A 14371-nucleotide genomic window follows, 5' to 3' on the forward strand; every position below is an offset into this window, starting at 1 on the left:
GACCTATCGCCGGACCACCCCGCACCGCCTCCTGCGAACCGGTGGCGTCCCAGCATGACCGCGTGGGCGGCGCCGCACGTCGGCCCGCACCGCGGTACGGCGCGGCGGACCGGGGATGTCCGCCTCGGCCACGGCGGCCCGCACCGGGCGCGTTCCGCGGCGCGGCGCGAGAGCGTCGGGGCATTCCGGGGAGCGGCCCCGCCCCGGCTCGGAGCCGGGGCGGGGCGGGCCGGGGCGCCGTGGCCGATGGGCCGAGGAGCGGGCAGCGGGGCAGCCGGGGCAGCCGGGGCTCAGCCCATCTCCTCCAAGGCCTTGCCCTTCGTCTCGGGCACCCACTTGAGGATGAACGGGATCGAGAGTGCGGCGAAGACCGTGTAGATGACGTAGGCACCGGAGAGGTTCCAGTCCGAGAGGGTGGGGAACGTCACGGTGATCAGCCAGTTGGCGATCCATTGCGCCGAGGCGGCGACGCCCAGCGCGGCGGCGCGGATCTTTCCGGGGAACATCTCGCCGAGCAGCACCCACACCACCACGCCCCATGAGAGCGCGAAGAAGAGCACGAAGAAGTTGGCGGCGAAGAGGGCGACGGTGCCCTGGAGGCCGGGCAGCGAGACCTCACCGCCGGCCTCCGTCTTGTACGAGAAGGCCCAGGCGGCCAGTCCCAGCGAGATCGCCATGCCTCCCGAGCCGATGAGGGCCAGTGGCTTCCTGCCGATCCGGTCCACCAGGACCATCGCGATCACCGTACCGACGATGTTCACGATCGACGTCTCGAATGAGTAGAGGAACGAGCTCGCGGGGTTGACGCCGACCGACTGCCACAGCGCCGAGCTGTAGTAAAAGATCACGTTGATGCCGACGAGTTGCTGGAAGACGGACAGGCCGATGCCGATCCAGACGATCGGCAGGAAGAGGAATCTGCCGCCGAGCAGATCCCGGAAGGAGGGCTTGCGCTCGTGGCGCATGTTCTCCTCGATCTCGACGACCCGCTTGCCCAGGTCCACGGCCCGGCCCTCGACATCGCGGAGGACCTTGCGCGCCTCGGCGTGGCGGCCCACCGAGATCAGGTAGCGGGGCGACTCGGGAATGAGCAGGGACAGCAGCCCGTAGAGCACGGCCGGGACGAGTTCGATGCCGAGCATCCACTGCCAGGCCTCCAGCCCGCCGATCCGGCCGCGCTGGTCCCCGTCCGCGATGGTGAGAACGGTCCAGTTGACCAGCTGGGACAGGGCGATGCCGGTGACGATGGCGGCCTGCTGGAAGGAGGCGAGCCGGCCGCGGTAGGCGGACGGGGACACCTCGGCGATGTAGGCGGGGGCGATGACGGAGGCCATGCCGATGGCGATACCGCCGACGATGCGCCAGAAGGCCAGATCCCAGAGGGCGAACGGCACCGCGGAGCCGATCGCACTGGCGGCGAAGAGCACGGCGGCGATCTGCATGACCCGGATGCGGCCGATGCGGTCGGCGATCCGTCCGGCGGTGGCCGCACCGATCGCACAGCCGATGAGGGCGGCCGCGATGACCTGCGCGAGCGCTTCGGAGCCCACCTGGAAGCGGTCGCGGATGGCCACGACGGCTCCGTTGATCACCGCGCTGTCATAGCCGAAGAGGAATCCTCCCATCGCGGCCGACGCAGCGATGAAGACGACATGGCTGAGGTGCTCCGGCCTGGCCTTGCGGCCTTCGGGCGCCTGCGCCTGCGGTGTGCTGGTCACGGTGTACTCCAGGGGCCACCCGGCGGCGGCGCCGGGGGTGGGGGCGAGCCCTTCCAATGGCGCACACGACGATGACGCCCACCACTTGAAGGGAAAAAGCAACCTGTCGAGGGTATGCCTTCAAGTTTCGAAGTCAAGAGGCGGGGTCATCGGCTCAGAAACCTCACTTCTCCACAATCGCGTAGAAGTCTTGAAGAGGAAGAGGGAGCTGCCGTCCCGGGTGACGCTCCGGCCCGGACCGGACCGCCCGGACCGGACCCGATGCCCCCGGGGGCGGGCCGTCAGCGGAGCCGCTGGCTGATGACCTTGGACACACCGTCACCCTGCATGGAGACGCCGTAGAGCGCGTCGGCGACCTCCATCGTCCGCTTCTGATGGGTGATCACGATCAGCTGGGAGCTCTCCTGGAGCTCCTGCATGATGCGGATCAGCCGCTGGAGGTTGGTGTCGTCGAGCGCCGCCTCGACCTCGTCCATCACATAGAACGGGCTCGGCCGGGCCTTGAAGATCGACACCAGCATCGCCACGGCGGTCAGCGAGCGCTCGCCGCCGGAGAGCAGCGACAGCCGCTTGACCTTCTTGCCCGGGGGCCTGGCCTCCACGTCCACGCCCGTGGTGAGCATGTCGTCCGGGTCGGTGAGGACGAGCCGGCCCTCGCCTCCCGGGAAGAGGCGCGAGAACACGCCCTCGAACTCAACGGCGGTGTCCCGGTACGCCTCCGTGAAGACCTGCTCGACGCGCTCGTCGACCTCCTTCACCACCTGGAGCAGGTCGGCCCGGGTCTTCTTCAGGTCCTCGAGCTGCTCGGACAGGAACTTGTGGCGCTCCTCGAGGGCGGCGAACTCCTCCAGCGCCAGCGGATTCACCTTCCCGAGCTGCTGGTGGGCCCGCTCGGCGGACCTGAGCCGCTTCTCCTGCTCGGCGCGGACGAACGGCCGCGGCTGGTTGCGCGGGTCCCCGGGATCCTCGGGGAGTTCCTCCCCCTCGGCCGGCGGTGACGGCGGCACCGGCTGGCCGGGGCCGTACTCGGCGACCAGCCCGGCCGGTTCGACGCCCAGCTCCTCCAGCGCCCTCGTCTCCAGCTGCTCGATACGCAGACGCTTCTCGGCGCCGAGCACCTCGCCGCGGTGCACGGAGTCGGTGAGCTTGTCCAGCTCGCCCTTGAGGTCCCGGCCCTCCGCACGGGCCGCGGTCAGCTCGCGCTCATGCTCCGCCTTGGCCCCTTCCGCGACGGCACGCTCCCGCTCCGCCCGGACGACGGACACCTCGGCGTGGGCCAGCAACTGACGGGCGCCGCTCGCCACCGCCTCGGCGACGGCGGCCTCGTGGCGGAGCCTGGCCCGGCGCCGCTCGGCACGCGCCCGCGCCTCGCGCTCCGCGCGTGCTCCGCGGTCCAGCGCGTCGGCCCGCCCCGCGAGCCCTTTCACCCGCTCCTCGTGGGTACGGACCTGGAGCCGGGCCTCCATCTCGGTCTGCCGCGCGTTGGCGCCGTCGGCGGCGAGCCGGTCCCGCGCCGAGGTGTCCGGCTCCTCCTCGACGGGAGCCTCCTCGGCGGCGGCGAGCCTCCCGGCCAGCTCCTCCGCCTCGTACAGCGCCTTCTCCAGGGCGGCCTGGGCGCGTTCGGCCGCCGCGGCCGTGCGTTCGGCCTCCCCGGCGGCGGCGCGGGCCTGCCCGGACAGCCGCCCCAGCTGCTGGGCGGCGCCGGCCTTCTCCTTCTCGGCCGCCCGTCTCCGCTCGCCCAGCTCCTCCACCAGCAAGGCGCACGCCGTGCGCTGCTCGGCCGCCGCACGCTGCCCCGCCGCGAGTGCGCCGCACCGTACGGCCAGTTCCTCCAGCGCTGCGGCGGCCTCGTCGACCGACGCCCGGACCTCCAGGAGGCTGGGTGCTCCCGCGGAGCCCCCGTGGGCGAAGTGGGCCCCGAGGAGATCCCCATCGGAGGTGACCGCCACGACGCCGGGCCGCGCAAGGACCAGGTCCTCCGCGTCCTGCAGGGTCCCGACCGCCACGATGTCCCGGAGCAGCCTGGCCACGGCGGGCATCAGCTCCTCCGGCGCACGCACCAGGTCGACGACCCGGGGTGCCAGCACCGCTCCCTCACCGCCGGCGGCCGGGGCGGTCGCCGCGGAGGCGTCCCCGGGGTGCGCAGGCGCGGGTGAGCCGGCGCCCCCGCCCGGCTCACCCGCCGGAACCGCGGACTGCACGAGGGGGTGCGCTGAGCCCTCGGATGCCGCAGCGCCGACGGCGGGCGGCCTGGCGGGAGCCGGGATCCCGGTCGCCGGCACCGCGCCCCCGCCGGGGGCGGGGTGCCCGCGGCGAGGACCGCCCTCAACCGGCGCGGACAGCAGCAGGGACGCACGGCCCGCGTCCTGCTCGCGAAGCAGCCTGAGGGCGTCGGCCGCCGTGGCGGGACCCGCGACGGCCACGGCGTCGGCGGCCGCGCCGAGGGCCGCCGCGACCGGGAGTTCGTAGCCGGGGGCGACCGTCAGCAGCTCGGCGGCGGGACCCAGGAGTCCGGCGAGCCGGTCCCGGGCGGACAGCAGCGCGCCGGTGCCGTCCTTGCGTCGCAGGCCCTGCGCGAGGGCGTCATGGCGCGCGGCGACCGCGGCCCGCTCGCGTTCGGCTGCCGAGGCCGCTTCCCGGGCGGCCGACAGGACCTCCTCGGATTCGGACAGGGCACGCCTGGCCGCTTCGTGCCGTTCCGCCAGCACGGCGTCGTCCGCGGCCGGCCCCTCGACCTCGGATCTGAGCTGCTCGTACTCCTCCCGGGCCGAGGTGGCCCGGTCGCGCGCCTCGTCCCGGGCGGCCGCCAGCCGGTCGATCTCCGCCTGGGCCGACGACGCGCGTGAACGGGCGGCGTTGACCTGCCCGCTGAGCCGGGCCAGTCCCTCGCGGCGGTCGGCGATCGCCCGGGCCGCGTCCTTCAGCCGGCGCTCCTCGGCCGCCAGTTCGCGCTCCAGATCGGCGCGGTGGGCGACGGTGTCCTCCAGCGCGCGCTCGGCCGCCTCCAGCGCGGCCCCGAGCTCGGCCTCCTGGTCGCGGATCCGCGCGGCCTCCCGTTCCATGTCCTGCGGATCGCGGCCGCGCCGCTCCTCCGCGGGCACCGAGGCGACGCTCTTCACCCGGGCCTCGGCCAGGGACACCGTGCCGCGGACCCGTTCGGTCAGCTGGGAGAGCTCGTACCAGGTCTGCTGGGTCTGCCGCAGCCGGGGCGCCAGCCGGCGCACCTCGTCCTCCAGGTCCACCTCACGGGCCTGGGCCCTCTTCAGCTCCGCCTCCGCGGCGTCCTTGCGCTCCTTGAGCGCGGCCTCGTCGGCGACTTCGCTGCTGAGCGCCTCGCGCATACGCACGAGGTCGTCGGCGAGGAGCCGCAGGCGTGCGTCGCGCAGGTCGGCCTGGATCACCGCGGCCCGGCGCGCCACGGCGGCCTGCCGGCCCAGTGGTTTGAGCTGCCGCCGGAGTTCGTCCGTGAGGTCCTGGACGCGGGCGAGGTTCGCCTGCATCGCGTCCAGCTTCCGCAGGGCCTTCTCCTTGCGCTTGCGGTGCTTGAGGACGCCTGCGGCCTCCTCGATGAAGGCCCGGCGTCCCAGCGGGTCCGCGTGGAGAACCGAGTCGAGCCGCCCCTGCCCGACGATGACGTGCATCTCGCGCCCGATGCCCGAGTCGGAGAGCAGTTCCTGGATATCCAGCAGCCGGCAGGTGTCCCCGTTGATCTGGTATTCGCTGCCGCCGTTGCGGAACATGATCCGCGTGATCGTGACTTCGGCGTACTCGATCGGGAGCGCCCCGTCGGAATTGTCGATCGTGAGGGACACCTCCGCACGGCCGAGCGGCGGACGGCCGGTCGTCCCGGCGAAGATGACGTCCTCCATCTTTCCGCCGCGCAGGGACTTCGCGCCCTGCTCGCCCATGACCCACGACAAGGCGTCCACGACATTGGACTTGCCGGAGCCGTTCGGCCCCACGACGCAGGTGATCCCGGGCTCGAAGCGGAGCGTCGTCGCCGAGGCGAAGGACTTGAACCCGCGGAGGGTCATGGCCTTGAGGTGCACGCCCCCGGACTCTACCGCCCGGTGCCCGGAGATCGCGGGTGGCGCAGTCCCCCCGGGGCGCGGGGCGATGGGGGACGCGCGCCGCGGCCCCACCGGCTTGGGGCACCGCGGTTTCATCGCTGAATATGCAGGGCACATCAGACGGTAAGCAGTGCACTACGGCGGGGAAACAAGAAGAAGGGACGCCGAAGCGTCCCTTGCATACATACCAGCCGTGCGAGAGAGTTCCTCACCGGATCCCGACGATGCCGGAAATCAGGTGAGCGCCGGCTCGCCCTTGGGTACGTCGATGTCGATGCCTTCCAGCAACGACTCGCCATGGTGCCGTGCGGCGGCAGCGCTCAGCGCGTCGTTCTCGGACTGGATCCGTACGAGCTCGGACTCCAGGTCCTGGACGCGCTGCTGAAGCCGTCGCATCTCGGCGAGGAGTCGCGGGTCGGAACCGCCGACGTAACCGAGAAGCGCCTTTGCCATGATGGATGGTCCTCCACACTGAGTGACCGACCGATGCGGTGTGGGTCGTGAGGGATTTCCGCACCCGCAGTGCTCGGCAGCGCTGGTACCACTGCGATTCATGCCACCGAACAGCCAGGGTGCGCGGGGCTTCCAGCGTCTCACCAAAAAGTTTGACGGTCAACACGATCACACCCCGTATCGGCGACAGGTCGCGGGCTCGCGGCCGTGGCGCTCACGGCGGCCGCTCTCCTGCGGGCCCCGGGGCTCGGAGATCATCGTTACTTCCGCAGCCTGGCACGACCGACCCGCTGTTGGCAACCACCAGCGTCTTTCTTTCGAACACGCATGCTATGAGCAGTCGGATGAACACATCCCACACCCGTTAGCCAGATCCGCGGACCAACGGATCAGCGGATGGCGAATCCGTCGTAGCCGCCGCGCGCACGGCCCCAGATCTCGGTGACGCCGGCAACAGCGCCGGGCGTGTCGGACGACCGCAGCCACTCCAGGAGACGGTGGCAATTCTCACGCGGCCCCTCCGCCACGATCTGCACCCTGCCGTCGTCGAGGTTCAGCGCAAACCCGCGAAGGCCACCGATCTCCAGCGCGTTCTCCCTGGTGAACCAACGGAAGCCCACTCCCTGTACGCGGCCGCGCACCCATGCGGTCATCCGTGCGTCCTCCTGCATACGCGCAACCTACCCGGACGCACACCGGTGGACACCACTCGGGTCACATCACCCACTCCAGACATCGCGTACAGTCGCCGCGCAACGGACTTCGCCCGTTCGGGCGAGTCCTTCCACTGATCCAGACGAAACTGCTCCGAACGAAGTCGAGACCGGAAGGGCGAGCGGATGGGACGCCACCGCCGGAAGAAGCGGGTTCCCGGGCCCGTGCGCAACGGCCTGCTCGGGATCGCGGCCGCCGCCGCGGTGGGAGCCGTCGCCGTCGCGGCCGGGCTGGTGCCGGGTGGCGGCGTGTTCACCGCGGAAGACGGGAAGGCCACCGCCCGGCAGGTGAGCGAGGTGGCCACCGGCGACCACGAGACCCTGGGCGGCGCCTCCTCCTCGTCACCCTCTTCGTCCCCTTCCCCTTCCCCAGCCGAGCCCGCTCCCCGTCCGTCGAGGGACATGTCCTCGACCTCCGGGAAGGACTCCCCCTCGGCCGGCGGGCCGAGCGCGAGCCCACCGGCACAGCGGCCGCCCACGAAGACACCGGCGGCAGATGGGGCACCGGCGAGCAAGGCGCCCGGGTCGGAGCCCGCCGCCACGCCCGGGAACACCGGGAATCCCGCCGCCACGGCGAATCCCGAGAACAGCGCCCCGGAACGGCGGGCCGCCCCCGCTCCGACCGCGTCCCGGCCCGAGCCGCACTCCGACGAGACCGCGGCGGCGGCCGAGGTGCTGGCCCTGGTCAACGAGGAGCGCGCCAAGGCGGGGTGCGCCCCGGTGCACCCGGACGCCTCGCTGGCCCGCCTCGCCGGCGGATTCAGCGCCGACATGGCCGCGCGGAACTTCTTCGACCACACCGACCCGGAGGGCCGCGGCCCCTGGGACCGCGCCGCCCTGGCGGGCGTCAGCGGGTTGGGGGCCGAGAACATCGCCCGCGGCCAGGCGGACGCCCCTACCGTCATGAACGCCTGGATGAGCAGCGACGGCCACCGTGCGAACATCCTCAACTGCGACTACCGGACACTGGGTGTGGGCGTCTCCTTCGCCCAGGGCGGCCCCTGGTGGACCCAGGACTTCGGCTTCTAGCGCCTTCCCGTGCCGCGTCAGTCAGGAAGGACGTGGGCATCGGTGAAGAGCGGCTCCCGCCCGCGTTCCCCGCGTCCCTGCTACTGGACGCAGGCCGCCCCGGCCATATCGGCCACCTGCGCCGCGAGGTGCCGGTAGGAGCCCGCAGAACCGCCGGAGTACGGGAAGAAGAGGACCGTCCAGTACGTCGCGGGCGTTGCAGCGACGCGCAAGCGCCTTGTCCACGGGTCGGCATCGGGCGTGGCCACCGCTCTCTGAGGAGATGACGAGTTCAGAGGGTTCAGAGGGTTCAGAGGGAGTGGAGCAGGGCGAGCGTCTGCGTGAGTTCGTCCCGCAGCGCGCGCCCGGCCGCCTCGGCGTCTGACCGAACGACGGCGTTCACCAGTGCGGCGTGCCCCTCGTCGCCGTGGTTCGGGTTGTCGGAGGGCAGGTTGAGCAGCTCGACCAGATCGAGCAGCCGCTGTTTCAGCACCGGTACGAACTCGGTGAACAAGCCGTTGAGGACCGGGTTGTGCGCCGCGGCGACCACAGCCTCGTGCAGAGCGATGTCGGCCTCGACGAACTCTGCGTGGCCGGCGTCCACGGCGTCCCGGCGTCTGGCCAGGGCCCCGTGGAGGGCGGCGATGTCGTCGTCGGTTCGGCGCTGCGCGGCCAACTGCGCGGCCTCGACCTCGACGAGCATGCGGACCTCGTAGACGTCGGTGATGGCCGCCTGGCGGAGCCGGGTGGACCAGTCCTCCTTGGGTCTGGTCGCGATGACGAAGACACCGGCCCCTTGGCGTGCCTGCACGAGCCCGGCGCCGGCCAGCGCGCGCAGGGCCTCACGGACGGTCGAGCGCCCCACACCGAGGGACTTGGCCAGAGCGGTCTCGCCGGGGAGCTTCGTCCCCACGGCCCACTCACCGCCGGTGATCTGCTCGCGCAGGCGCACGGTGGCCTGCTCGACCAAGGGGGACGGCCGCAAGGCACCTAGTGACATGTGGCGTTCACCTTCCCACACCTCTCGGGTTGTCTGAGGAGCTGAGTTGTCGTTACTGTACCCCGCATGCTGCTGCACGAGCTTCTTCTCCTCGGCTGCCGCTGCGGGGCCTGACACGACCGGCACCCCGCAGCGGGGTGCCGGGCTGCGCCGGTCACCGGACGGCCGACTGAAAGAAGTTCCGCACGATGGCTTCCTCCTTCCACAGCACGGTGTTTCCCACCCTGCGCACCCCCTCCGGTGACATCCCGGCGGATGCGCCGCGCTGGAACCCCCAGCGCCCGAGCGCGATGCCGCATCACCGCTACCGGCCCGCGCACGAGCGGGTCCCCCTTCCCCTGACCGACCGCACCTGGCCCTCGCGCCGGATCGAGCAGGCCCCCCTGTGGGTGCCGGTCGACCTGCGCGACGGCAACCAGGCGCTGGCCGAGCCGATGGACACCGAGCGCAAGCGCCGGATGTTCGACCTCCAGGTCGCCATGGGCTTCAAGGAGATCGAGGTAGGTTACCCCTCCGCCAGCCAGACCGACTTCGACTTCGTACGCCACCTGGCCGAGAGCGGCGCCGTCCCCGGCGACGTGACCATCTCCGTGTTCACCGCCGCGCGACGGGACCTGATCGACCGGACCATCGCCTCCGTCGAAGGGCTTCCACGAACCCTCGTACACCTCTACACCGCGACCGCGCCCACGTGGCGGGACGTGGTCCTGGGCCGCTCCCGTGCCGAGGTCCACGAGCTGATCCGGGACGCCGCCACGTATCTGATGCGCCGTGCCGAAGACCGGCCGGGTGCCGACATCCGGTTCGAGTTCTCCCCGGAGGTCTTCAACCTGACGGAGCCGGACTTCGTCCTGGAGGTGTGCAACGGTCTGACCGAGCTGTGGGAGGCGAGCCCCGACCGGCCGGTCGTCCACAATCTGCCGGCCACGGTGGAGATCGCCACGCCCAACGTGTACGCCGACCAGATCGAGTACATGGACCGCCACCTGGCACGCCGTGACTCCGTGATCCTGTCGGTCCACCCGCACAACGACCGCGGCACCGGCGTCGCCTGCGCCGAACTCGCCGTCCTGGCGGGGGCGCAGCGCGTGGAGGGCTGCCTGTTCGGCAACGGGGAGCGCACCGGCAACGTCGACCTGGTGACCCTCGCCCTGAACCTGTACGCGCAGGGCGTGAACCCGATGATCGACTTCTCCGACATCGACGCGGTGCGCGAGGTGGTGGAGTACTGCAACCGGCTGCCGGTCCACCCCCGCCACCCTTACGGCGGCGACCTCGTGCACACGGCCTTCTCCGGCACCCACCAGGACGCCATCGCCAAGGGCATGGCCCACCACGCCAAGCAGGCCGCCGAGACGGGCGTCTGCGCCGAGGACTCCCCGTGGGCGGTGCCGTATCTGCCCCTCGACCCGGGCGACATCGGCCGTACGTACGAGGAAGTCATCCGCATCAACTCCCAGTCCGGCAAGGGAGGCATCGCCCACCTCCTCCACACCCACCACGGCCTGGACCTGCCGCAGGCCATGCGCCCCGACTTCTCCCGTACGGTGCAGCAGGTCACCGACACCACCGGTCGTGAGCTGTCCCACAAGGAGCTGTGGGAGCTGTTCCGCACCACCTACATCACCCCCGCGCTGGACGGCCCGGTCGCCCTGGTCTCCTGGAACACCACGGAACCCGCCCCCGGCGAACACCGGTTCACCTGCACGCTGCGCACCGACGGACAGGAGCGCTCCTGCCAGGGCACCGGCAACGGACCGCTGTCCGCCCTCGCCGACGCCCTGCGGGCCATCGGCGTCACCGTCGACATCCTCGGCTACACCGAGCACTCCACCACGACTGGGCCCGGCAGCCCGGCCGTCGCCTACGCCGAGTGCCGCGTCGGCGGCGTCGCCTGCTGGGGCGCGGGCTGGGACACCTCCGTCCTGACCGCCTCGGTCCACGCGGTCATGGCCGCCGTCAACCGCTCCGGGCGGACCTCCTCGTGAACACCACCCCGGTACTCCGTGTGACAGACGCGGATGTCGTCCGCGGCGGAAACCCGATCCTGCGCGAGGTGTCGCTGACCGTACGCGCCGGCGAGCACTGGGCGCTGCTCGGCGCCAACGGGGCGGGCAAGAGCACGCTGCTCAGTCTTCTCGGGGCGCTCGCACACCCCACCCGGGGCACCGTCGAGGTGCTGGGCCACCGGCTGGGACGGGTCGACATGCGGCAGTTGCGCTCCTTGGTCGGTCACGTCAACCAGCGGCACGACCTGCGCTCACCTCTCAAGGTCCGGGATGTCGTCCTGACCGGGCTGACCAACACCGTCGAGCGCGTTCCCCGCTGGAAGCCCACAGCCGAGCAGGTCGCCGTGGCCCACCGTCTCATCGGCCTGCTCGGCCTCGACGATCGGCTCGAGGCACGGTGGCCGACCCTGTCACAGGGGGAACGGGGCCGTGCGCTGATCGCCCGGGCGCTCATGCCGAGTCCGCGGCTGCTCCTGCTCGACGAGCCCGCCACCGGTCTGGACGTCGCCGGACGGGAGCAGCTCATCGAGCGGATCGACGCCCTGCAGCACGCCTATGCGGAACTCGCGTCCGTCCTGGTCACCCACCACCTGGAGGAACTTCCCCCTGGGACGACCCACGTGATGCTGCTGCGTGGCGGTCGCTGTCTGGCCTCCGGTCCCGCTGCCGGGGTCCTGACCAGCGACCAGGTCAGCAAGTGCTTCGACCACCCCATCCGCCTCACCCGCGTCGACGGACGCTGGAGCGTGAGGGCAAGTCGCCCGGTCGGACCACGAGTCGGCTGAGGTGGTGGTCGCGGTGGTGCGCGCCCACCGGCGCACGCCGCCGCGACCGGTCTTCACACCAGCGACTGCTCGGCCTTCCCGACGGCGGCCTGGGCCTGGTCCCAGTCCCGGTCGAAGTGATCCGCCAGAGCGTGCAGCCACCGTTCGATGCCGAAGCCGACGCAGCCGGTGGAGGCCTGGCCACCACCGGACAGCGAGATGGAGCACCGCTCGCCGAAGAAGGTGTGATGGGTGTTCACGGAGGCGATGGCGAGGCCCTTGTGGACGTACTCGTGCTTGACCGGGACGATCTGCTGGAACGTGGCGCGCTCTCCGGACTGGTCGTAGAAGGGGTCGGAGGCCGCACGGCGCTCCAGCGGCAGACCGATCTCGCCGGACAGGGCGTCCAGGAAGCGCGCCGAGTCATCGAGGTGGGCCGTGACCTGTTCCGGTGTTCCCAGCGCCACGACCTCGCGCATCCGGAACGCCTTGAGGCGGCGGAGTTGGTCGAAGTGGTCCTCGTTGCGGAAGCACTGCCCCAACAGGGTGACTCGCTCTCCTCCTTGGGAGACCTGCCGGTTCCGGTAGTGCAGGTACACGCCGTAGCAGGCGCTGGAGGGCAGAGCGAGACGCGCCGTACGCAGGGAAGCGGGACCGAAACGCCCCGAGGCTGCCTCCTGTTCGATCTGCCCGGCCCCCGCCGCGGCGACGTCCAGAGCCGAGGAGACGAGGGCGAGTTGCGGGAAGTTCCGGTAGACGTCGAGCACGGCGAGGTCGGTGACCGGCAGCAGCGGCGGCACGGTCAGTGCGACAGCACCCGACGTCCTGGCCCACCGTGTGCAGATGCGGTCCAGCGTCTCGGCGAGCAGCGTCGGCCCCTCCTCCAGGGCAACGAGTCCCTCTGACACCCGGACACCGGTCGTGATGCTCATCAGAAGCTCCTTGGCGTGATTGCCTCAACGGGCAGGGGAAGCCCCGTCGGCAGCGGCGGGAAGGCACGTCGGCCGACCGGCCAGACCGGCCGGCTGGCGGGCCGCGGTCGATCGTGCGGGGCAGCGGGAGCACGCAGCGCGCGGAGCGTGCGCGGAGGTCAACACCTCTCGACGGAAGAGTCTTTCCGCGCTCCACGGCGCTCGCTAAGGTAACACCTCAGACGACCTGAGTAGCTGAGTTGTTCTGACTCTACAGCCGGTGAACGGGAGAGACGTTTCGATGAAAAAGGGGCAACTCGGCTTCCTGACCGGCACACACGCGGTCAACGACCTGTACCAAGGCGCGATCCCCGCGATGCTGCCGTTCCTGATGTCCGAGCGTCACTACAGCTATGCCGCGGTCTCCGGCCTGGCGTTCGCGGCCAGCGGCATTTCCAGCCTGTTCCAGCCGTTGTTCGGCGTTCTCTCCGACCGCAAGCCGCGGGCCTGGCTCGTTCCGGCCGGGTTCCTCACCGCCGCCCTGGGCGTCGTCGCGGCCGGGCTGTCCGGGAACTACCCGGTCACCTGGCTCTGTGTGGCGCTGGCGGGGATCGGCATCGCGGCCTACCACCCGCCCGCGACGAGCCAGGCCCGCGCCGCCGGCGGCTCATCACAGAAAGCCATGAGCGTGTTCTCCGTGGGCGGGACGGTCGGCGGCGCCCTCGCGCCCACGCTGGTCACCCTCGTGATCGGTTCGGCGGGATTCGACGGGAGCTACCTGCTGTCAGCCCCCGCCCTGGTCATGGCCGCCCTGTGGGTCCTCAAGGGCCCGTGGATGCGATGGCGGGGCTACCCGGAGGCGGCTCCGCCGGTCACCGGCAGATCAACAGGGCCGGCGGCGGACACCGCCCTGCAGACGGACGACTGGCGTGCCTTCGGCCGCCTGGTGGCCGTCATCATCGGGTGGTCCATCCCCTTCGTCACCGTCACCTCACTGGTGTCTCTGCTGGCACAGCGCGAACTGGGCCGGTCCGCGGCGGCAGGCGCGACCGTACTCACCGCCTACACCGCGGCCGGCGCCGTGGGAACACTGCTGGGCGGCTGGGTCGGCGACCGGTACGGCCGGATGACCTCGGTACGGGTCGGCTACCTGGCGGCACTCCCGGCCCTGCTGGGCATCGCCTGGGCCCCGGCGTTCCCGCTCCTCGTGGTGAGCGCCACTCTGTTCGGCGCCGCCATGTTCGTTCCGTTCGCCGCTCAGGTCACCCTCGCCCAGGACTACTTGCCCCATCGTCCCGGCACGGCCAGCGGGCTGGCCCTGGGGCTGGCCATGGCGGCGGGCGGCCTGTGCTCCCCCGCCTTCGGATGGTTGGCCGATTCGAGCGGCCTGCGGGCCACGTTCTACGCACTGCTCCTCGTATTCGTCGCCCCTGTCGTCATGGCGATTCGCCTGCCCGACCGCGTCCTGGACTCACCCGACCCGCAATCACCGGATCCGGTCGAGGCAAAGAATGCCAGCAGCACGCAATAGCTATCTCAGCCACTTCCCCACAGGGAATCACTTCCCACCCCTCAGGAAAGTGCCCGAAATATGAGATGGCCATTGAAAGCAACTTCGCCGTTACGTACCGTCTGATGTGGCCCGGAAAAGTTCCACCAGAGCAATGCCCATGCAGACCCCAAAGGTCCTGCGCCGTCGAACCAGTGTGTCAGCAAGGAGAAATC

11 protein-coding genes are annotated in these 14371 nt (G+C 71.2%); 4 read left to right on the forward strand and 7 right to left on the reverse strand.

Annotation, left to right across the window (positions count from 1 at the left end):
• Positions 1-290: 290 nt before the first annotated feature.
• The 4 genes from SCWH03_RS08135 to SCWH03_RS08150 all read right to left on the reverse strand — a co-directional run bounded on the left by SCWH03_RS08135 (position 291) and on the right by SCWH03_RS08150 (position 6912).
• Positions 291-1718, reverse strand: a complete 1428-nt coding sequence (locus tag SCWH03_RS08135) for a sugar porter family MFS transporter (protein ID WP_173263489.1) — start codon at positions 1716-1718, stop codon at positions 291-293.
• 281 nt (positions 1719-1999) lie between these two features.
• The gene (locus tag SCWH03_RS08140) at positions 2000-5767 is read right to left on the reverse strand and encodes an SMC hinge domain-related protein (RefSeq protein ID WP_173263490.1); all 3768 of its coding nucleotides are present in this window, start codon (positions 5765-5767) and stop codon (positions 2000-2002) included.
• A 255-nt stretch (positions 5768-6022) separates the two neighbouring features.
• The gene (locus SCWH03_RS08145; protein ID WP_017947618.1) at positions 6023-6241 is read right to left on the reverse strand and encodes a hypothetical protein; all 219 of its coding nucleotides are present in this window, start codon (positions 6239-6241) and stop codon (positions 6023-6025) included.
• A gap of 389 nt (positions 6242-6630) precedes the next feature.
• Positions 6631-6912 (reverse strand): acylphosphatase, encoded by a 282-nt coding sequence (locus SCWH03_RS08150; protein ID WP_173263491.1) that lies wholly within the window; start codon positions 6910-6912, stop codon positions 6631-6633.
• Between the two features lie 168 nt (positions 6913-7080).
• Here SCWH03_RS08150 and SCWH03_RS08155 point away from each other — a divergent pair, with 168 nt between their 5' ends.
• Entirely contained in the window at positions 7081-7983 is a 903-nt protein-coding gene (locus SCWH03_RS08155) for a CAP domain-containing protein (protein ID WP_173263492.1), read from the forward strand.
• Between the two features lie 80 nt (positions 7984-8063).
• Here the strand turns inward: SCWH03_RS08155 and SCWH03_RS29585 are convergent, their stop codons facing one another.
• Positions 8064-8195: a hypothetical protein gene (locus SCWH03_RS29585; RefSeq protein WP_272491044.1), complete on the reverse strand. Its 132-nt coding sequence runs from the start codon at positions 8193-8195 to the stop codon at positions 8064-8066.
• Between the two features lie 77 nt (positions 8196-8272).
• Positions 8273-8962 carry a FadR/GntR family transcriptional regulator gene (locus SCWH03_RS08160; RefSeq protein WP_173263493.1) on the reverse strand — a complete coding sequence of 230 codons (690 nt, stop codon included), beginning with the start codon at positions 8960-8962 and terminating at the stop codon, positions 8273-8275.
• A 188-nt stretch (positions 8963-9150) separates the two neighbouring features.
• On the opposite strand from SCWH03_RS08160, the gene leuA reads away from it, so the two are divergent.
• Together leuA and SCWH03_RS08170 are read left to right on the forward strand one after the other, a co-directional pair.
• The gene (gene leuA / locus SCWH03_RS08165) at positions 9151-10950 is read left to right on the forward strand and encodes a 2-isopropylmalate synthase (protein ID WP_173263494.1); all 1800 of its coding nucleotides are present in this window, start codon (positions 9151-9153) and stop codon (positions 10948-10950) included.
• A gap of 20 nt (positions 10951-10970) precedes the next feature.
• On the forward strand, positions 10971-11756 hold the full coding sequence (locus tag SCWH03_RS08170; RefSeq protein ID WP_254076624.1) for an ABC transporter ATP-binding protein: 786 nt from the start codon (positions 10971-10973) through the stop codon (positions 11754-11756).
• Positions 11757-11809: 53 nt separating this feature from the next.
• On the opposite strand, the gene SCWH03_RS08175 is transcribed toward SCWH03_RS08170, so the two are convergent.
• Positions 11810-12667, reverse strand: coding sequence for a class-II aminoacyl-tRNA synthetase family protein (locus SCWH03_RS08175; RefSeq protein ID WP_173263496.1), 858 nt, complete (start codon positions 12665-12667; stop codon positions 11810-11812).
• Between the two features lie 280 nt (positions 12668-12947).
• On the opposite strand from SCWH03_RS08175, the gene SCWH03_RS08180 reads away from it, so the two are divergent.
• On the forward strand, positions 12948-14177 hold the full coding sequence (locus SCWH03_RS08180; protein ID WP_173263497.1) for an MFS transporter: 1230 nt from the start codon (positions 12948-12950) through the stop codon (positions 14175-14177).
• The last annotated feature ends 194 nt before the right edge of the window (positions 14178-14371 follow it).

This window comes from Streptomyces pacificus, from assembly GCF_011766325.1.
In the GTDB taxonomy this organism is placed as follows: domain Bacteria; phylum Actinomycetota; class Actinomycetes; order Streptomycetales; family Streptomycetaceae; genus Streptomyces; species Streptomyces pacificus.

Coding starts and splice junctions, on each gene's coding strand:
- SCWH03_RS08175 (WP_173263496.1), bottom strand. CDS start 12,667: ATGAGCATCACGACCGGTGTCCGGGTGTCAGAGGGACTCGTTGCCCTG.
- SCWH03_RS08160 (WP_173263493.1), bottom strand. CDS start 8,962: ATGTCACTAGGTGCCTTGCGGCCGTCCCCCTTGGTCGAGCAGGCCACC.
- SCWH03_RS08145 (WP_017947618.1), bottom strand. CDS start 6,241: ATGGCAAAGGCGCTTCTCGGTTACGTCGGCGGTTCCGACCCGCGACTC.
- SCWH03_RS08180 (WP_173263497.1), top strand. CDS start 12,948: ATGAAAAAGGGGCAACTCGGCTTCCTGACCGGCACACACGCGGTCAAC.
- leuA (WP_173263494.1), top strand. CDS start 9,151: ATGGCTTCCTCCTTCCACAGCACGGTGTTTCCCACCCTGCGCACCCCC.
- SCWH03_RS08150 (WP_173263491.1), bottom strand. CDS start 6,912: ATGCAGGAGGACGCACGGATGACCGCATGGGTGCGCGGCCGCGTACAG.
- SCWH03_RS08155 (WP_173263492.1), top strand. CDS start 7,081: ATGGGACGCCACCGCCGGAAGAAGCGGGTTCCCGGGCCCGTGCGCAAC.